This is a genomic window from Candidatus Nomurabacteria bacterium, assembly GCA_023898425.1.
Taxonomy (GTDB): Bacteria; Patescibacteriota; Patescibacteriia; order 2-12-FULL-60-25; family 2-12-FULL-60-25; genus HK-STAS-PATE-2.
The window spans coordinates 256,584-274,836 of sequence record CP060222.1; the positions used below are offsets into that span (position 1 = coordinate 256,584).

20 protein-coding genes, 1 tRNA gene and 2 pseudogenes are annotated in these 18,253 nt (G+C 40.2%); 13 read left to right on the top strand and 10 right to left on the bottom strand.

Going from position 1 to position 18,253, the window contains the following annotated elements; genetic code table 11:
• Positions 1-22 precede the first annotated feature (22 nt).
• Genes H6759_01475 through H6759_01485 form a run of 3 tightly spaced genes read right to left on the bottom strand, consistent with a single transcriptional unit; the run spans position 23 to position 1,578 of the window.
• Positions 23-445: a hypothetical protein gene (locus H6759_01475; GenBank protein USN52727.1), complete on the bottom strand. Its 423-nt coding sequence runs from the start codon at positions 443-445 to the stop codon at positions 23-25.
• Between the two features lie 2 nt (positions 446-447).
• On the bottom strand, positions 448-924 hold the full coding sequence (locus H6759_01480) for a hypothetical protein (protein USN52728.1): 477 nt from the start codon (positions 922-924) through the stop codon (positions 448-450).
• A gap of 18 nt (positions 925-942) precedes the next feature.
• On the bottom strand, positions 943-1,578 hold the full coding sequence (locus H6759_01485) for a hypothetical protein (GenBank protein USN52729.1): 636 nt from the start codon (positions 1,576-1,578) through the stop codon (positions 943-945).
• Between the two features lie 85 nt (positions 1,579-1,663).
• Here H6759_01485 and H6759_01490 point away from each other — a divergent pair, with 85 nt between their 5' ends.
• A complete protein-coding gene (locus tag H6759_01490; protein ID USN52730.1) occupies positions 1,664-2,800 on the top strand; it encodes an NADP-dependent malic enzyme in 1,137 nt (378 codons plus the stop codon).
• Here H6759_01490 and H6759_01495 read toward each other — a convergent pair.
• Positions 2,724-3,518, bottom strand: coding sequence for a hypothetical protein (locus H6759_01495; GenBank protein ID USN52731.1), 795 nt, complete (start codon positions 3,516-3,518; stop codon positions 2,724-2,726). The genes H6759_01490 and H6759_01495 overlap by 77 nt on opposite strands.
• Before the next feature lie 54 nt (positions 3,519-3,572).
• Between H6759_01495 and ftsE the strand changes: the two genes are divergently transcribed.
• The 3 genes from ftsE (at position 3,573) to H6759_01510 (ending at position 5,818) form a co-directional block, all read left to right on the top strand.
• Positions 3,573-4,259: a cell division ATP-binding protein FtsE gene (gene ftsE, locus H6759_01500; protein ID USN52732.1), complete on the top strand. Its 687-nt coding sequence runs from the start codon at positions 3,573-3,575 to the stop codon at positions 4,257-4,259.
• Positions 4,260-4,288: 29 nt separating this feature from the next.
• The gene (locus H6759_01505) at positions 4,289-5,191 is read left to right on the top strand and encodes an FtsX-like permease family protein (protein ID USN52733.1); all 903 of its coding nucleotides are present in this window, start codon (positions 4,289-4,291) and stop codon (positions 5,189-5,191) included.
• A gap of 201 nt (positions 5,192-5,392) precedes the next feature.
• The gene (locus H6759_01510) at positions 5,393-5,818 is read left to right on the top strand and encodes a hypothetical protein (protein ID USN52734.1); all 426 of its coding nucleotides are present in this window, start codon (positions 5,393-5,395) and stop codon (positions 5,816-5,818) included.
• A gap of 130 nt (positions 5,819-5,948) precedes the next feature.
• Here H6759_01510 and H6759_01515 read toward each other — a convergent pair whose 3' ends face one another.
• Together H6759_01515 and H6759_01520 are read right to left on the bottom strand one after the other, a co-directional pair.
• The gene (locus H6759_01515) at positions 5,949-6,353 is read right to left on the bottom strand and encodes a histidine phosphatase family protein (GenBank protein ID USN52735.1); all 405 of its coding nucleotides are present in this window, start codon (positions 6,351-6,353) and stop codon (positions 5,949-5,951) included.
• Positions 6,307-6,531, bottom strand: coding sequence for a hypothetical protein (locus tag H6759_01520; GenBank protein ID USN52736.1), 225 nt, complete (start codon positions 6,529-6,531; stop codon positions 6,307-6,309). The genes H6759_01515 and H6759_01520 overlap by 47 nt, the downstream gene beginning before the upstream one ends.
• A gap of 211 nt (positions 6,532-6,742) precedes the next feature.
• Here H6759_01520 and H6759_01525 point away from each other — a divergent pair.
• From H6759_01525 to H6759_01540, 4 genes and pseudogenes are all read left to right on the top strand, one after another.
• Positions 6,743-7,646, top strand: a pseudogene (locus H6759_01525) (site-specific DNA-methyltransferase).
• Positions 7,647-7,897: 251 nt separating this feature from the next.
• Positions 7,898-8,167, top strand: coding sequence for a hypothetical protein (locus H6759_01530; protein ID USN52737.1), 270 nt, complete (start codon positions 7,898-7,900; stop codon positions 8,165-8,167).
• Complete coding sequence (locus H6759_01535; protein ID USN53023.1) at positions 8,168-8,503, top strand: hypothetical protein; 336 nt, start codon at positions 8,168-8,170, stop codon at positions 8,501-8,503.
• A 247-nt stretch (positions 8,504-8,750) separates the two neighbouring features.
• Positions 8,751-11,466, top strand: a pseudogene (locus H6759_01540) (DEAD/DEAH box helicase family protein).
• Between the two features lie 17 nt (positions 11,467-11,483).
• On the opposite strand, the gene H6759_01545 reads toward H6759_01540, so the two are convergent.
• From H6759_01545 to H6759_01560, 4 genes are all read right to left on the bottom strand, one after another.
• Complete coding sequence (locus H6759_01545) at positions 11,484-12,041, bottom strand: DUF2779 domain-containing protein (protein USN53024.1); 558 nt, start codon at positions 12,039-12,041, stop codon at positions 11,484-11,486.
• Between the two features lie 159 nt (positions 12,042-12,200).
• A complete protein-coding gene (locus H6759_01550) occupies positions 12,201-12,968 on the bottom strand; it encodes a hypothetical protein (GenBank protein ID USN52738.1) in 768 nt (255 codons plus the stop codon).
• 24 nt (positions 12,969-12,992) lie between these two features.
• Entirely contained in the window at positions 12,993-13,640 is a 648-nt protein-coding gene (locus H6759_01555; GenBank protein ID USN52739.1) for a hypothetical protein, read from the bottom strand.
• 80 nt (positions 13,641-13,720) lie between these two features.
• Positions 13,721-13,794, bottom strand: a tRNA-Gln gene (locus H6759_01560).
• A 142-nt stretch (positions 13,795-13,936) separates the two neighbouring features.
• Between H6759_01560 and H6759_01565 the strand changes: the two genes are divergently transcribed.
• From H6759_01565 to H6759_01585, 5 genes are all read left to right on the top strand, one after another.
• Positions 13,937-14,482, top strand: a complete 546-nt coding sequence (locus H6759_01565) for a hypothetical protein (GenBank protein USN52740.1) — start codon at positions 13,937-13,939, stop codon at positions 14,480-14,482.
• 138 nt (positions 14,483-14,620) lie between these two features.
• Entirely contained in the window at positions 14,621-14,953 is a 333-nt protein-coding gene (locus H6759_01570) for a PadR family transcriptional regulator (protein ID USN53025.1), read from the top strand.
• Positions 14,954-14,959: 6 nt separating this feature from the next.
• Positions 14,960-16,729 carry a PspC domain-containing protein gene (locus tag H6759_01575; GenBank protein ID USN52741.1) on the top strand — a complete coding sequence of 590 codons (1,770 nt, stop codon included), beginning with the start codon at positions 14,960-14,962 and terminating at the stop codon, positions 16,727-16,729.
• Positions 16,730-16,780: 51 nt separating this feature from the next.
• Entirely contained in the window at positions 16,781-17,668 is an 888-nt protein-coding gene (locus H6759_01580) for a hypothetical protein (GenBank protein ID USN52742.1), read from the top strand.
• Between the two features lie 5 nt (positions 17,669-17,673).
• Positions 17,674-18,240: a M48 family metallopeptidase gene (locus H6759_01585; protein ID USN52743.1), complete on the top strand. Its 567-nt coding sequence runs from the start codon at positions 17,674-17,676 to the stop codon at positions 18,238-18,240.
• Positions 18,241-18,253: the final 13 nt, after the last annotated feature.

An 18,253-nucleotide genomic window follows, 5' to 3' on the forward strand; every position in this document is an offset into this window, starting at 1 on the left:
CCCTGCGATTGCAGGGGTGTTTTTATGATGATTTTTTTACTTCGTCTTCTTTGCGCGAGTCAAAATCAATTTCTGAGACATAGCGCTCAAATTGTTGTTCGACGCGTTTTTCGATCAGTGTCTCGAGCTCATCTTTTGTTAACGTTGTTGCGGCCGTACCGAGTGTTGATTGTACCTCTTGTTCCGCGCGATGCCAGGCCCATTCTTCTGAAAATTCACCCCAGGCATGCTCCCAGAGCTCATGTTCGATTTCATGCGTGATAGTTTGGACTTGCTCCGACGTGAGACGAAGGATTTGTTCAAAAGACATGAGCGATGGAAGATAGACGAGTCGTTCTAATCCAAGTCGATCGCGACGTGCTTGCTCGCGATAAAATTGCGCCAAAGTGGCGCGATACAATTGCATCGCGTCATCAAATGGAAGCTGAATCGCTACGGTCGTCATGGTTAGAAATCAAGTTTTTCTAGATCAGCACCCGGGTCACGAACGTTGAGGGTAAAGCATTGTCTGCCGGCATCATGGTCCCAGGCTGGACCATAGGCGCGGTAGTCGTAGCTTTGAGTCTTGTTATTGTCTAGTTTGTTGCTAAGAGCAAAGTTCGCGCAGAGCTCATAGCTTTTTTCGTCTATTTTTTTGTATTCGTAGGTTGTTTGCGTCTCTGGGTCTTTGATTTGGTTCTCAAGGTAGCCAAGATCACGATCAAGAATAAGCGCTTCTAGCGAGTCAGGTAATTGCTGTTTGTTTTTTAAGACAAAGGAGTCCATACCATAAGAAAGAGATTGCAGGTCTGATAATCGACGGCCATCGGCGCGTCGCATGCGTTCAGTTGCTGGCGAGTCAATCAAGAAAAGTGACGCGATAGCAACAATAACAACGACGGCAGTCGAACTAATGGCGGCGATACGATAAGGCGTAAGTTTCATAGATGAAAGGGACGTGGATTAATCAACTTCTTTTTCTTCAGAGCGAAGATCCCAAAGGTAATAACCAAAAATGGAACCAGCGATAACGAGTACGGTCAAGGCTTTTAAGAAGAAGCGTGCCGTAAGTTCGCCACCCAATAAGCTCGTAAGAATGGTGATCAAATCTACGATGATGGTCGTTGTTGCACCAAAGAGTGTGACATAGGTGAGCCATTTGCGAATCTTTGAGCTGCGCTTTTCTGGATTCTTAAGGATAGCTTTGCGAAGGACAGAGGATACGCCCAAGAATACTGGAAAGGCGATAATCATTGCTGACAAGGCGCCGCGAATAATGCTCGCTGTACCGTCATACCCATAGCTATAAATAGCATCAGGAAATGCACGATTAATAAATTGAAATAGAATCGTACCGAGTGAGATAGCGCTAATATAGAGCGTCATGAAAAGCACAAGGTAAAGAAACGCTTCTTTAGCCGAGAGGTACGGTTTGCGCTTTGGTACAGCGACCGGAAAAGCGACGTCTGCGTAGGCTGCAAGAGCAGAATCAATTTCGTCTTGTGGCCAACCGCCTTTTTTTAGAGCTTCGGCGATAGCTTCACGTGACTGATCTTTTGCGAGGGACTCGCGTACGAATAATTGGAGTTCTTGATTCATATGTCTAAACAGTAGCGCAGTTAGCTATTATCGTCCACAAGTTGAGGGTTGCGAGCCTCTTGTTGCAAGAGTACATTGCCTATCTATGGATATTGCACAAAAAGCCTTAGATTTGCACAAAAAACTACGCGGAAAGATCCGTATTCAACCAACCTACGATATTCAGTCTTTAGAGGATTTAACATTAGTTTATTCTCCGGGCGTTGGCGCTGTAGCAAAAGCGATTGCCGCAGATCCAAGTCTTGTAAAAGATTATACTTGGAGACAGAACACCGTTGCTATCGTATCTGACGGAACAGCTGTGCTCGGCTTTGGTAATATTGGCCCAGAGGCGGCATTGCCAATTTTAGAAGGTAAGTCAGCCATCTTTAAGCGTTTTTCTGGTATTGATGCTGTACCTATCGTATTAAATACAACAGACCCGAAAAAAATCATCGAAGCAGTTGAGGCTATCTCGCTCTCTTTTGGCGCGATTCAACTTGAAGATATTGCTGCACCTGCATGTTTTGAGGTGGAGCGCGAGCTTTCAGAACGATTATCTATCCCGGTGATGCATGATGATCAACACGGTACGGCAATTGTTGTATTAGCTGGTCTATTCAATGCGCTTAAAGTAGCAGACAAAAAGATTGAGGATATTCGCGTGGTAATGAATGGCGCGGGTGCTGCTGGTATTGCGATCGCGCGCTTACTTACCAAAGCTGGCGTTACAGATCTCGTGATGTGCGATCGTACTGGGGCGATCGTTGAGGGACGCGATAATATGAATAGCGAAAAAACTGAAATCGCATCATTTACCAATCGTCAAAAGCATAGAGGTACGCTCCTTGAAATCGTTGGTGGTGCGGATGTTTTGATTGGTGTTTCTGCAGCAGGGGCTTTTACTACAGAGATGATTCAGCTTATGAAGCCAAAAGCGATTGTTTTTGCATTAGCCAATCCCGTGCCTGAGATTATGCCAGAAGAAGCAAAAGCCGCTGGCGCTCTCGTAGTGGCGACAGGACGAAGTGACTTTGCTAATCAAGTTAATAACGCGCTTTGTTATCCAGGGCTCTTTAGAGGGATGTTGGATAGCAATGTTATTAAAGTGACGGATGAAATTAAGGTGCGTGCCGCTGAAGCGATCGCAGGATTTATTGCCGAACCTACGAGCGAGCGCGTGATCCCGACGATGTTTGAGGATGGTTTGCACGAAGCTGTGGCCAAAAGCGTCCAAGCATAGCCAAGAACCCCAAGACCATTGAACTCGCGTTAATCCATAACGCGAGTTTTGGTTCAATAAAATGTGGCGATACATCAAGATAAGCAAAAGCAGGAAGCCAGGTGAATACTGCCATAAGATATAGCGAGAGACTGTGAATGCGGCCTTTGATCCAATGTTCACGACCGTGTACGAGCCCGATTAGAATAGGCGCCAATAAAACAGCGGCCTGCGTAAAGATAGATTGTGGAAAAAAGTTTACAATAAATGTCCAGTTCCATAGCGTATAACTCGCAAGCCATAGCCATGGGATATCCCAGGTAAAGTTTAGTGTTTTTGTTTCGTCTGGTTTGAGTTGAATATTGCGAGTCGAAGGGATAGCAATAAGCAAAAAGAGACCAGCGAGAGCATTAAACCAAAATCCACCATATGCATCGATAAGAGAAACTTCTCCGATATTTAGCAGGAGCAATGCGTAACTTACGTTTACAATTGTTTTGTGTTGAAACCAGTTCGTAAAACGAATCAACCATAGCCAAATCGCACAAAGTAAAATCGTGCAAAGTTTTGCCATCGAAGTCCAGGCAATGTCAGGAATATGCAGCCAATAATCAAAAGCAGAAATCGGTAAGGCTATAAAGATAACAAGATAGAGCCACTTTGTTTTTTCTACTGCCCAAGAAGCGATGGTAAGCGCGGCAAGAAAGAGGCCAAGTAAGACAAAGAAAAGCGGATTCATGCCGTGAGTATAAGGCTGGGGACAGTTCTTGTCATCCTATGGTATGATGAGGTTATGATTGTATTGGAGCGTGTCTCAAAAATGTATCCACGTAACTCCGTTGGCCTCCAAGAGGTCTCTTTGCATATCAAACCAGGCGAGTTTGTCTCCATTGTAGGTCAAAGCGGTGCTGGTAAAACAACGCTCGCGAAATTATTGATGGCAGAAGAGCGGCCTACTGGTGGTAAGATCCTCATCGGCGGCTGGGATATTACGCGTATTCGCTCGCATGAGATTCCACAATTACGTCGACAGATTGGGGTGATTTTTCAAGACTATAAATTGCTCCCAAAACGTACCGTCTACGAAAATGTCGCTTTTGCTCTTGAGGTTGCTGGAGCACCGTCTAAACATATTAAAGACATTGTGCCGAGCGTATTACGCATTGTCGGTCTCGACGAAAAAGCGCATCGATATCCAAATCAGCTCTCAGGTGGTGAACAACAACGCATCGTGATTGCACGTGCACTCGTTCATCGTCCAAAGGTTTTACTTGCTGATGAGCCAACGGGTAATCTCGATACGCTCAATACGCAAGAAATCATGAATTTGCTTGTAAAGATCAATGCCTTTGGTACAACGGTTGTACTCGTGACGCATAATCGTGAAGTGGTAAATGCGCTTCGTCGTCGCGTGATTACGCTCAAAGATGGGCAAGTTGCCTCCGATCACGAGCATGGTAAATATACTCTTTCACACTAACCCTTAACGAAACGCCCTTTATTATGCGCATGGCCTGGAGAATTTTCAAAGCATCGTGGACGCATGTCATCCGCAATCTTTGGATTGGTCTTGCGACGATTATTGTGTTCATGATGGCGTTCTTATCGGTTAATACCTTGCTTGGCGCAAATGCCCTTGTTGGACGCATGGTCACGCTTCTCGAAGAACGCATCGATGTCACACTAACCTTTCAACCAGATACGCCAGAAGCGGTATTAAACCAAGCGCGTTTTTATATCGCCTCACTCCCACAAACGGATAGAGTGAGTATGGTTACGTCAGAAGAGGCGCTGGCTGCCTTTAAAGAGCGAAACAAAAACAATATCAAGATTACGGACGCATTAAATGAGCTCGGTACCAACCCTATTGGAGCTCAAATAATCATGAAGGCAAAAAAGCCAGAGGAGTATGCTTTTTACTTGAGGCAGCGAAAAAATCCCCAATACGCGAGCTATGTAAAATCCTCATCATACGACGACCATGAAGAGGCGATCGCCAGAATTCAATCCATTGGTCAAAGCGTGCGACTCTTTACGTCTGCGCTTGTCGCCGTATTTGCGCTTTTTGGCCTGCTAGCGGCGTTTAACGCTGTTCGTGTTGCTATTTATACACATCGAGAAGAAATCGCGATTATGCGACTCGTGGGAGCATCATCATCATATATTCGCTTTCCATTTGTTCTTGAGGCGGTTTGGCTCGTTTTATTTGCCGCTGCATTAGCTGCGGGCGTTATGTGGCTGGGTTTTGATATTATCGAACCACGTCTTCAAGAAGTGTTCGAAGGCGAAACAGGTTTACGAAGTTTCTTTGTTACTCAATGGCCGCTCCTCGTCTTATTAGAGGTAGGAGGATTATCATTATTAACCGCGCTCGTGTCATGGATTGCCGTCGGGCGCTATATTCGACGTTAATATGAATATCGAAATTTATTGGTAGTATCAAAAACCCAGAGCTAGTAACAACTATAGAAAAAATACAGGTATTAGAAGGGGGAACGGTAAATTTCCAAAGACGAGAAAAGCTCTTAAAGACCATTTACCTGCCTCAGCACAAGAATTTCTCGAGATAAGCAAGGATGGCAAGATTACCGCAACAGGACGTGAGCCAAATGTATGACCGTATTAATTTTTGGAACTGATCAAATTTTTCTAGGAGAATTTACGTTTGAAGACGGCGCTTTGCGCCAGTCTATTTTATCGACCAAAGGTGAAGAAATTTTAGGTCCGTATGTTTCGCGTTGGATGACGCGTGGTATCCCGATGACACGTGGGTTTGTTGCTGATAAAAAGTCTCATAGCGAAATTTCATATCAAGAGTTTATCCAACCACGTGACCATGAAGCGATCATGGCCGCCTATCGTTGGTGGCAAGATCATCAGATGTTTGCGCTTGATCTTGTAGAATCACTTATCCCGTATTGGCAAAGACTTTTGCGTTTGCCTTTTGAACCACAAGAACGTTTAGCAATAATGCTTGCCATTCGTGCAACGTATCGAGAGTCACTAGAGAAGAGTGGAGTGTTTGTTTTGACGAAGTAGAGCGTGCTCATTCTATTGAATTGGATGTCTACGAAAAAGCCAAAGCAAAAGCGACCAAAAGGCCGCTCAAGCAATTGCGCACGGTTGAAAAAATAATAAGCGCAGGGGAGGGTAAAGCATCAGAGTTTTCTTAATTCACCATTTTTGAGTGGTGGAAGCTCTTGGTGAAGATGAGCAGGTTTTTGGAGGATACCGGCTTGCAAGATATGAAGTGGGTCACCGTGAGAGACGAGTATGAAAAAGTACGGCCTTGGTAGCGTTTTTCGAGTTCATCATGGATGAGCGACATAACACGGTGTAATACCATGGTGGCACTTTCTATGCCGTGATCAGGGTGAGCCGAGCCCGCTTTATCAGCGTCCCATACTTCTTGATAGGATTGTATTGGTTGATCGTTAAGCTCTCCAAAATCACGTTCGCGTAAGCGATCGTCAAATTGTATCGGATTAATTGCCTTGATTTGTTCTCTTTGACGATCTGAGCTGTTTCTAACAACGTGTATATGGCGAAGAAAGGATAAGGGTAGAGCGATCAAGAAGATTAGCTATTTGAGCCTCGACAATAGAAGCGAGTACCTGTTCTTTGCCTAAAGAAGTTAGTCCCAGAGATTCGTGTTGACCTTGCTCAAGATCACTTTGAATGAGTCCAGCGCGATTCGAAACGCTTTCACCGTGACGTAGAGCGAAGTAGGTATTGTGGAAACGGGTGTTCATTGCCGAAGGATAGCATAAGAAAAATCCCTCGCGTATGCGAGGGATTTTACGTGGCTCAGGACTTGGATTCGAACCAAGATAAACGGCTTCAAAGGCCGGTGTCCAAGTGCCTACTCATAAAAAAAACTTATAGTATTCAAGAGTTGTTTTCAATTTTGACGACAGGGTGTGGTGCCGTTAGACTAGCGTAGATGATGTCATATCAAATACTATGAATAATCTAAAATCCCTCTTAGAAGAGACTCTAATGCTCGAGCCTTCTTATCTTGATCATGAATCCAAGGAGTTAAACTATATAAAGATAAAAGATTCTGCTGATAAGATTGATGAGAAACTTATCTCTCTCCTTGCTGATAACAAAGATTTGAAAAACAAATTCTTTACGAAAATCAAAGATGTTTATGTTTTCAATATTCAAGATTTTAAATTCTTTTTAGATGAAAGTAAGGTTGATAACTCATATACGCAGTACGCAAACAAAATTGGACTTGCTGACAAGAGTGGACTGTTGGAAAATGTAAGTGATGTTGTATTAGATTTTCCTTTCAAGGATTGTGTCTTGGAAGGAGGACAAAGCACTGAAGAAGGTACGGATACTTATTTTGAACGCTCTGAGAAAACTGGAAAATACGAAGAAAAAAACGGAAAAAGAAATGAAATATTTTTCAATCAAGTACTTGCTCACGATGAAATAGACAGACTTTTTGATAAAAAGCTCTTGTAAACTGGAAACGATTTACCAAAGACAGCAAGAAAGACGGCGAAGCAGTAAAGGAAATAAAGCGAGATAAAACAGGTTTAATACAAGAGAATCTGATTATTAAAGGTAACAATCTACTTGCCTACATAGTTTAAAATCTGAATTTGCTGGAAAGATAAAACTTATCTACATTGACCCTCCGTATAATCCTCCAAGTAGCAATAATACTTTTTACATACAACAACAATTTCAATCACTCTACTTGGCTTACTTTTATGAAAAAAAAATAGAATAGAAGTAGCTCAGGATTTAAACAAATGACGGAGCTATGATTATTGCTATTGATGAAAACGAGCAAGCATATCTAGGAGTATTAATTGATGAATGTTTAAAGGATATGAAAATCATTGTGTAACAATTGTTCATAATCCAAGAGGTGTACAAAGGTACTAATTTCTCATATACGAGTGAATACGCCTTATGCTTCTTCATTTTCCTAAAGGAACAAAAACTATTAAAAATCGTAAGATAGGATGAAGATATTTCTTTTTCTAACTTAAGAAATTGGGGTGGAGAATCTGAGAGGCATACTGCTAAAAAATTATTTTTTATTCAATCTTAGTAGATAAGTGCACAAAACAAGTTATTGATTTGGAGATGTTTGTAATGACAAGTTTCATCCAAAAAATAAATGTACATAACGGAGATTTTGTTGAAGTATATCCAGTAGACAAAGAAGGAGTAGAAAGAAAATGGCGATACGCAAGACAAAGCGTTGAAGAAATTAAAGATTTACTTGCTGTTACAGAAAAAAAGACGGTGTTTATGATATTCAAATTGGAAAAGATTTTGGACAATATAAAAACAGTTTGGATTGATAAGCGATATGACGCAAATGAATATGGTACAAAGCTTGTAAAAAGATTTAGTACCTGAATCAAATTTCAGTTTCCTAAGTCTCTATGGAATGTTTATGACGCAATTTATGCGGTTGTCCAAGATGATAAAGAAGCTATAGTTTTAGACTATCACGCTGGCTCAGGTACAACAGGACACGCAGTTTTAAATCTTAACGAAGAGGACAAAGGAAATAGAAAATTCATTTTGATTGAGCAAATGGATTATATCCAAACAGTCACAGCTCCTAGAATTAAAGAAGTACTAAAAAGAAGTAAATCAAAGGATGACTTTATCTACTTTGAGCTTGCAAAATGGAATGAAAAAGCAAAAAAGAAGAAATTCAAAACGCAAAAGATTTACCTGCTCTTGTAAAACTCTTTGATACTTTATATGAAAAATATTTCCTTAATTACAATGTCAAAATCAAAGACTTCAAAAGAAAAATAATTAAGGAAGAAGAATTTAAAAAACTTACTCTTGCACAGCAAAAGAAGATGTTTTTGACTATGCTTGATTTGAATCAGATGTATGTAAATGAAAGTGAAATGACTGACAAGAAATATGGAATAAGTACGGAAGACCAGAAATTAACAAAAGCTTTTTATAGCAAAAAAATAGTATGGCAGAACCAAAGAAACTATATGAAGAAATTGGAGAAAAGGCATATAAATTAAGGATTCCTTTTCCTGAAATTCCTGAATATATATCAGGAAATTTAAAGTATCCATTTTTGATTGGCAAAAGAATGCTTTTGAAAACCTTCTTACTTATGAAGCTATAAAAGAAATAGAAAATCCTAACGAACCTACTCACTTGATGTTCAATATGGCAACAGGTACAGGTAAGACACTCGTAATGGCTAGCTGTATTTTGCATTATTACAAGAAAGGCTACAGAAAGTTTATCTTCTTTGTAAATCAAAAAAACATTATCTACAAGACTGAAAATAACTTTATTGATAGTAATCATAATAAGTATCTCTTTGCAGATAAAATTGTAATAAATGATGAAACTATTAATATCAAGAAGGTTGAAACTTTTTCAAAGAGTAATGAAGGAATTGAAATAAAACTTACTACAATTCAACAGCTTTATAACGATATTCATATTCAAAAAGAAAATCAGGTATTGCTAGACGACTTGACAAAGAAAGATATTGTAATGCTCGCTGACGAAGCTCATCACTTGAATACAGACACAAAGAAGCTTCAAGGAGAATTAGATTTACATATAGAGCTTAATGACAAGCAAGTGAAGTAGAAATTGAAAAGAAAGGTTGGGAGCATACAGTTATTGAGTTACTTCTGAACAAGAATGGCAAAAAAAAGAAGAAAATAAAATGTACTTCTAGAATTTACTGCTACTATTCCTGAAATTCAAAAAGTAGTAGATAAATATGCTGATAAAACTATTTATAAATTTGGATTAAAAGAGTTTTTATCTGCTGGATATACCTAAAGAAATTAACCTGCTCTCTTCTACTCTAGAGAAAAGAGAGCGTATACTACAAGCTCTACTCTTTAGCTGGTATAGACACAAAATCGCTCTTAAAAATGACTTATCAAACTGGAAACCGGTAATTCTTTTTAGAAGTAAAACTATTGAAGAATCAAAGACTGACTTTGAAGAGTTTTTGGTTATGGTAAAAAATCTTAAAGTAGCTGATTTTGATTTTCTAAAAAATATTGAGGATAGATTTACTCAAGGCGAAGACGCATATGAACAAGGTAAATCAAGGGTTTTGGATTTAATAAAGTTTATTAAAAATGAAGGAGTAAATAAGTCTGAAATAGTTACCTTCTTGAAAGATAACTTTGCAGAGCGAAACTGTATTATTACAAACTCTAAAACAAACAAGGCAAAAACAAAGGAAAATATTGATGAAGATACAGACAAGCTTCTAAACAATCTTGAGGATAAAGATAATCAAATACGAGCAATCTTTACGGTTAATAGACTGACTGAGGGTTGGGATGTTTTGAATCTTTTTGACATTGTACGGCTCTATTCAGGACGAGATGAAAGAGAAGATAGTAAAGGAAATAGAAAAGCAGGAAAGGCTACTGTTTCTGAGATTCAGTTGATTGGACGAGGTGTACGATATTATCCATTTCAATATAAAGACAAAATAAAGAACAAAAGAAAGTTTGATAATCTGCTAAATAATGAAATGCGAGTACTTGAAGAGCTTTACTATCATAGTGATTCCGACCATAGATACATTGATGAGCTAAAGCGAGAATTGAAGAAAAAAGGTTTGATTGATGACGGAAGAATTGAAAAGAAATTCAATATTAAACGAGATTTTGCAGAAAGTCCGTTCTTTAAGAATGTAAAAATTTGGAAGAATGAGCAGATTGAAAATCCTGAAAGAAAGCAAAAGACTGTAGATTATTTGAAAGACAATCTAGAGCTTAAATTTGATTTAGAAAGTCTTGGAATCAGAGAGCAGGAAATTGATTTTGATAAAGAAGATTCTGATACAGAAAGATTAAACATTAATGATGTAAATAAAATAACTATTACTAAGGCAATCAAGGAATTTGAAAAACATATCTTTGATAAAGCGGTAAATATAAAATCAAAGAAGCAAAGCTCTCTTTTGAGATTTGAATCTTTGCAACAAGAAATTGATATTGAATCAATGGAAGATTTTAGAACAAAGTTAATCGGAGACCTTAAAATTAAATTAGTAACGGTAAAATCTAGCTTTGATGAAATTACAAACAAAGAAAAACTGGAAATACTCCTGAAAGCTTTGGATATGATATTTGCAGAGCTTAAACAACATATTAATCTGCATAAAGGTACAGAATTTGAAGCATACAGTTTGGCTCACTTCTTTAGTGAGGAGGTGCGTAAAAATGTTAAAAGAGATGAACACAGCCAAAGACTGGAAGATGAATTGAAATATGAAGATTGGTATGTAGTAGACCAGTTTTATGGCACGAGCGAAGAAAAAGGATTGATTGAATTTATTAAAGATACAATTATCAATTTACAAAACAAATACAGAGAAGTGTATCTTTTAAGAAACGAAGAACAGTATAAAATCTTTGACTTTAATACAGGACAAGGTTTTCAGCCTGACTTTATTCTATTCCTAAAAGATAAAACAAACTTACATTATCAAGTTTTTGTTGAACCTAAAGGAGATAACCTACTACAAAAAAGATGAATGGAAAAATCTATTCTTAAAAGAAATTACAGAAAAGTACTCTGAGAAGAATGTGCTTAAGATTGAAAATAAAAAATATAGCTTGATTGGACTACCTTTGTTTAATAAAAACAATAATAATGAATTTAATGTTGGTTATGACAAGCTCATCAAATAACTGATCTTTTTCCAAAGCTACAACCCCTTCAACACCTTATAAATCTTCACCATCGCTAACGTATCTAACTTACAGTAAGCTAGTAGATCTTGTTTAATTTTCTCCTTTTCAGCCGGAGTCGTATCTTTTGCGATCATTTTTTCCCAACGCTCGCTCGCTTGATCGCCTTTTGAAATATTCATTTCGGCATAAGAAAGTTCAGGTACAATAACCGGCAAGACTTTTTTGATGCTAGCAGAGCCCTTGAAGGCAGGATCAACGTAATAACCCTTGCTAAAGATTTCCATCAAATCAAACATCTTGTTATTTATCTCTCTAAAAAAATCTTCGTATTCAGGGTGGAGTTCTGCGAGTTTTTGATTGCGTTGGGATTCGTAGCTTTTATACCAAGAGATTACCGTACCTTTTGGATCTAGGTCTTGTTTCATTTGCTCGATAAAGGGCTTTGTGAGGTCTTTGGCTGGTTCGGTGATGATAAACTCTTTATGGGTCAATTCGCCGTCTGCAGTGAGAATATGGAGCGAGTATTGAAAAGGGATTTGTTCATAAGCGCCAAATCCATCAAAACGTGGGATAGCGCCGGAGTAGCCTTCATAATCAAAAACTGTAGAGGAAAGGTAAGTGTTTCAAGCTCCTCTCGGATCTTTAAGCGATCGATAATAGCGGAGCCTTTTGATAGGCTTGGTATTGTGCGAGCTTTGCTCCTGTAAGCGCCTCTGGATTATCGATTTGGTCTAAGGAGTAGATCCCTCGGTCAATCCAATCATAAAAAAGTTTTTTGCTACCACCAATGCGATTGATATTGTGAACAGAATATTCTGGCACGTCAGGGTTAGAATAGCGAAACGTCGTACATTGGTCATTTGCGCCACGATAGAGGCATTCACAGCCTTTTTTTCTTCTTCCATTGAAAGATAGGTTTTAATGTCTTGCATTTGTTGCTGTACGGATGCTTGAGCCTCAACGACCTCTTCTGTGAGATCGGCAAAGACAAAGAGCTCGTCTACATTGAGCTCACCGTGTTTACGATATTCACCATTAAGATGAATAACGCTCGCTTTTACGACAGGGAGTCCGCACTTTTCGATAATGGATTTTTGAAAGGCGAGATCGTTCACATAGTGATAGGGGACTTTGCGCTTTACATCATTTGACGCTTTGACTTCGTAGAGCTCCCAGCCATTTAATACTTGATTGTAACGCAAAATATCTGCACGTAGATAAAAAACATCATCTTGAAAGGTGGCTTGAAAAAGTGTCTCTGTTTTCTTGTCTAATGCTATTTGTGTATCAGAAATAGCATTTTGACCTGTCGATTCTATTAAGACGCCGTCAGGAAAGAGGATACGCGCGGCTTCATCAGCGAGGTTTCCTTCGTCAATAATCTTCTGTTCAAATTCAGATATTTCTACACCATCAAAAAGTTCTGGCTTATGCTTTTTGAGCCAAAGGTTCTTTTTGCAATAGGTATATTCTAGATAGTCTGTTTTAGTGATTTGCATAAATAATTTTCGGTTCTTTTTATGCTAGCTATTTTCTACAGTCTTAGCTTTACTTTTAACAGTCATAAATATCAATGTTAAATAAATCGTAGGCAAAACGATATCACCAATAAGCGGAGCTCCAATATTTAGCGGTGAATAGTTTTTGTGAACGATTGCCTCTACGAGATGTACATAGCCAGCGCCGTATAAAAAGATCGATTTTGTGATCACGGTCGCTGCAATCATTTGCTTCTTGAGCCAAATAGCTAGAAGGCCTGCGATACCAGAGCCCAATGTATAAAAAGCCAGCTCCGTTTGAAACGGGCTACCCGTAGCCCAGCCGATTTGTTGAGCGACAGAATCCGCTAAGACGGTATGTCCAATAAAGCTCCACAGACCTCCAAAACCGATAGCAATGACGGTAAAGTACCAAAGATAGGTAAGCGCACGATCTTCTTTTGATTTGATCTGTTTTACTTGGATATGACGTAGTGCGCTTAGTGGGATGAGTACGAGCGTATACGCAAGCGTGCCGATATACGGTATTAACGAACACAACCAGTAGATAAAAAAGGTAAAGGGGATGACATGAAATATAAGAGATTTCCATTGATGGAATACAGGTTGGTTCTCAATGCGTCTCAAAAATGGCCCGAAGGGTACGAGAATATCGATGGGATAAAGCTTCATAAAATTAGTATAGCAGCAATACATGGCCCCGCCACGTGAGCCAAAAGCAAAAAGCCCCGCTTTTCGCTGAGGCTTTTACGTGGCTCCGGGACTTGGATTCGAACCAAGATAAACGGCTTCAAAGGCCGGTGTCCTACCATTAGACGATCCCGGAAGAGGGGAGTTTGTGGGCAAAGGATAAGGATTTTTCGCGTAATTGTCAAAGTGGATGACCTATCGTTGGTTTGCCTTATAAACATTGACAAAAAGTATAATGAAATGTATACCGCTTAGGTACCTTTTCGGGAGAGAAAGACATGGGACGTACAGCCAAAGCGGATATTGAGGCCAAAGAAGGGCAAGACCCTGACGAGTCAAGAAGAGCGAAAACCTTTGCTCGATTGCGAAACGTGTTAGAAATCCTCGCCAAAGGAAATCCATCAGAAGAGCTCCTAGATCTTTTGGATGGTTTCTTGGACGAGTTTACGGCCACGTATGACAAAGTACGCATGTCTTCTGCTGAGCGTAGCTGGGATTTGTTCCATCTTCAACAGCCAAGATACTTGAGAAAGACGGTGCACGAGCTGGGTTTGTCAAAGCGCTTTCTAGACGGTGTTGTTCATCGTGAATTTCAGCAGTGTCACTTTGACTGTAAGCTCAATAGCAATATCGCTAATGATTGGCGTAGGCATGTCTTGGCTGGAGACCTCATGATACTGAACCCCGGTAAAATCCTGAGGCTAAATAGCAGTATGCGATCTACTCTGAGAGATACAGAGAGAGTCTTGTCTGAGCATGGGATTACCCTCGCCGGCACATATCCCGAAGGCTGGATCCCTATACAAGAACGATTGAAATTTTGATGAATCATCAACATTGGTATGAGCCCGCTGATCTGGCGGGCTTTTCTATTGGGATAAATTTATGTATAGTACCTTGCATAACATAGTAACTTGTGTTACCCTTGCAAATGTATAAAACGTATGACTACAAAACCCCCAATTGATGTCGCAAATACGAAAGCTCAGATGCGTAAAGGTATTCTTGAGTTTTGTATCCTTTTGGTTATTTCAGAAGGAGAAGCGTATGCCAGCGACATTTTAAAAGAGCTGCAAGCAGCTGATCTCATCGTGGTTGAAGGAACTCTTTATCCGCTTTTGAGTCGATTAAAAAATGCCGGTCTTCTCATGTATGACTGGTCGGAGTCAAAAAACGGTCCTCCTCGTAAGTATTATTCGCTTACGCCTCAGGGTCGCAAGTTCTTAGATCAGCTCTCAGAAACATGGACTGCCTTAGATCGTTCTATTAATACCTTAATGAAAAAATTTAATTAACGTTATATGAAAAAAACCCTTTCTATCACCATTGGTGGTCTCGTCTACAATATCGAAGAAGACGCTTTTTTGTCACTCGATGCTTATCTCGAAAAATTACGTTCACATTTTAGCAGCGACGAAAATGTTGATGAGTTAATTGCTGATATCGAAGCAAGTATCTCAGAAAAATTTGCTGAAAAATTAGAGAAGCGTACGGTTATTCGTTTGCAAGATGTTGAAGAAGTGATTGCTGTCATGGGCAAAGCAGAAGAGATTGACGAAGAGGCAACAACAGAATCGCAAAAACAAGGTGAGCAAAACGAACAAAAGTCAGAAGAATCTACAGAAAAGCGACTCTATCGTGATGTAGACGACATGGTCATCGCTGGCGTTTGTTCAGGTATTGCTGCCTATTACGGTGTTGATGTTGTTTTTGTACGAATCGCATTTATCATTTTAGCGTTTGTTAATGGTATCGGTATTTTGCTCTACCTTATTCTTTGGTTGGCGATGGCAAAGGCTATTACGCCTTCTCAAAAATTGTCTATGCGAGGCCGTCCTGTAAATGTAAATGAGTTGCAAGATGCAATTAAAGAAAAAGCAAAAACAATGACCAACGAAGGCAAAGAGGCGGTAGAACGAATCAAATCTAATGATTCATTATGGAAGAAAATCGCTGCGGTACCAGTTGCTATTATTGAACTCGTTGCGAAAGCAGGCAATGCATTGTTTCGTCTTATCGTTCCTTTTGTCGCAACCATTATTGGTATTGTTTTCACCCTTAGTTCGTTTGCGGCACTTGTAGGGATCACTATTATTGCGGGTGTATTGCTCTTTAATATTCAGTCTCCACAGATTATTTCAGACTTGCCATTACAAGAGTTAGCGGGTAATCCAGCGTATTATGTAGGTGTTGTTGCAGGATATTTTTCCACCTTTATCCCTGTATTGGTGGGGATCGTGGCAGGAATTTCGTTATTGTTACGACGAAATCTATTTAGCATCCTTTTAGGAACCGTTTTTGCTGGAATCTGGATCGTAGCTGTAACAACGTGGGTGATTTGTGGTGTGCAACTATCACCGTGGTTGAATGATCGTATCCAGGCAGCGCAAGATATGCCACAGGTAACAAAGAACCTTGAGCTAAAAGATTTTGATCGTGTCTACGCTGGATCATACGGAACATTTGTTATTAAAGAAGGTCCGGTTTTTTCTGTACAACTCAAAGGTACTCAAGCGGCAATTGATAATGCAGAAGCTACTACGGTTGATGGCGTTTTGTTTATCGCACAAACGCCGGTTAAACAACGAGGGATTTGTCTCTTTTGTCACAATCAACGTGTAACGGGAGAGATCACGATGCCAGTACTCAAGCAGTACAAAGGGTCGGGGATTGCGCGTGCAGATGTCGAAGGCTTCAAAGGTGATCTAGAATTACTCCTTACAGACGCAGCTAGATTTGATGGCGCTCGTCTCGATCTTGCAAAAATAACGTTACGACTCGAGGATGCTTCGCGAGCAAGTTTAGAAGGTAAGGCACTTGTACTTGACGCTGAGCTTACTGACGCGGCACGTCTTCAAGCAGATCAGTTAAGGGTGGATGTCATTACAATTAATACAAAGGACGCTGCACGTGCAGAGTTGTGGCCATTGCAGTCAATTGCAGCAACGAGCAAAGCAGCAAGTCGTATTAACCTTGTAAATAATCCGCCAACTTCAACCTTGATTAATATCGGAAATAGTCAGATTACGGTTCCTAGCATCACCGACATCGTAGATCCATCCGTTGAATAAAGACTTACATAAAACGGCATTCGTGCCGTTTTATGTTATACTTATTGCTATATGCACCCTTTGTTAAAATTTGCGATTGCTCTTGTGTGTACGGTATTTATTGGGCTATCTGGTTATTGGATTTTTGAAATTGTTCAGAATATCAGGAGCATCAACGAAGAACCATTAATCGCTACATCAACAAACATCACGATACCTACCAGCGAAGATACAGAAGATGTTTCAGAACCGGTAATATTAGAGAGTGCAGAGCAACAAGCGGTTTATACAATCGTAAAACGTGTAGCGCTGACGCATGGTGGTGGCAGTATGGCGATTCTTCATCAATGCGGAGGAGAGCTTGTGGTGATTCGTCATCCACAAACAGGAATAAACACTCAGGTATGTCGTGGGTTGAATCGTTTGGTTTTGGAGCGCGCAGATGGAAAGTTCCATGTCCTTGATACCGTTGATGCAAGTATCGACGTAGATATTCCTCAGCTTACCTATGTCACGCAGACGGTACAAAATGGTGCTTTCGCTATCATGATTTTTGAGCGCAATGGTTGCCCAATAAATAAACAGGCTTGTGATATTACTGGTTATCGGGCGATGACGCATGTTCTTGATTTGCAAAACGAAACGTTTCGTCGGCTATCTGCCTATCCAGCGCGTTCGATACCTGTATGGAATAGTAATGGAACAAAAGCAGTCTTTATGGCGCAAACATGTGCAAAAACGCGATGTGATGTAGCGCCTCTCATCGGATATGATTTAGAACAAGACGTAGCTACACGACTAACACAGGAGGAGGGTGCAAATGAGGACTATGCGCGAGACGTAACCGGTATAAAGCTCGGTTATTGGAAATCAAGACAATGGACGTCGTTATCTGAATGGACGGCAGTTTTTGTTGATGCAAATGGACTTGCCAAAACGCTTACGGGCAGGCTTCAATAAGTTGCATGGCAAAAGAGGTATTGGAGCGCAAAATCCTGTTGTTTCAGGGTAAAGAATTTGAGTGGACAAAGCGTCGTGGCCAACGTACGTTGCGTTTGCGATTGTCGAGAGGTGTCTTTCAATTGAGCTCTGGACGATGGGCGACCGAAGGGTTTGTGCGTGGATTTTTGGAACGTCATCAAGAATGGATGGACAAAGTGTTGGCGAAAAAAGATCAACCGGATCATGGGCTCTTTGCAAAAGCTACAAGAGAAGATTATTTAGCACGTAAAAAACAGGCGCTTGCTTTTGTTCACGAGCATTTGCCGCGTTTAAATGCATCCTATGACTTTACCTATGGAAAGATCTCTATACGCTGCAATAAACAAGTATGGGGGAGTTGTTCTGGGGATGGTTCTTTGCAGTTTCATTATCAAATTCTTGATCTACCACTCGAGGTAGCGGAGTATTTGATGATCCACGAATTGTGTCACCTCAAGTATCGTTCGCATGGTATTCGGTTTTGGCAGCTTGTTGAAAAGGGCTGTCCTGAAATGAAGCATCGTCGCAAAACCCTGCGTGAATTATCTTAGGTGTGATATAATA

Bases quoted from the DNA above. Each gene is read 5' to 3' on its own strand.
- H6759_01485 (USN52729.1), bottom strand. From the start codon at position 1,578: ATGAATCAAGAACTCCAATTATTCGTACGCGAGTCCCTCGCAAAAGAT.
- H6759_01555 (USN52739.1), bottom strand. From the start codon at position 13,640: ATGAAGCTTTATCCCATCGATATTCTCGTACCCTTCGGGCCATTTTTG.
- ftsE (USN52732.1), top strand. From the start codon at position 3,573: ATGATTGTATTGGAGCGTGTCTCAAAAATGTATCCACGTAACTCCGTT.
- H6759_01575 (USN52741.1), top strand. From the start codon at position 14,960: ATGAAAAAAACCCTTTCTATCACCATTGGTGGTCTCGTCTACAATATC.
- H6759_01495 (USN52731.1), bottom strand. From the start codon at position 3,518: ATGAATCCGCTTTTCTTTGTCTTACTTGGCCTCTTTCTTGCCGCGCTT.
- H6759_01585 (USN52743.1), top strand. From the start codon at position 17,674: ATGGCAAAAGAGGTATTGGAGCGCAAAATCCTGTTGTTTCAGGGTAAA.
- H6759_01580 (USN52742.1), top strand. From the start codon at position 16,781: ATGCACCCTTTGTTAAAATTTGCGATTGCTCTTGTGTGTACGGTATTT.
- H6759_01530 (USN52737.1), top strand. From the start codon at position 7,898: ATGACAAGTTTCATCCAAAAAATAAATGTACATAACGGAGATTTTGTT.
- H6759_01475 (USN52727.1), bottom strand. From the start codon at position 445: ATGACGACCGTAGCGATTCAGCTTCCATTTGATGACGCGATGCAATTG.
- H6759_01510 (USN52734.1), top strand. From the start codon at position 5,393: ATGACCGTATTAATTTTTGGAACTGATCAAATTTTTCTAGGAGAATTT.
- H6759_01480 (USN52728.1), bottom strand. From the start codon at position 924: ATGAAACTTACGCCTTATCGTATCGCCGCCATTAGTTCGACTGCCGTC.
- H6759_01520 (USN52736.1), bottom strand. From the start codon at position 6,531: ATGAACACCCGTTTCCACAATACCTACTTCGCTCTACGTCACGGTGAA.
- H6759_01565 (USN52740.1), top strand. From the start codon at position 13,937: ATGGGACGTACAGCCAAAGCGGATATTGAGGCCAAAGAAGGGCAAGAC.
- H6759_01490 (USN52730.1), top strand. From the start codon at position 1,664: ATGGATATTGCACAAAAAGCCTTAGATTTGCACAAAAAACTACGCGGA.
- H6759_01505 (USN52733.1), top strand. From the start codon at position 4,289: ATGGCCTGGAGAATTTTCAAAGCATCGTGGACGCATGTCATCCGCAAT.
- H6759_01550 (USN52738.1), bottom strand. From the start codon at position 12,968: ATGCAAATCACTAAAACAGACTATCTAGAATATACCTATTGCAAAAAG.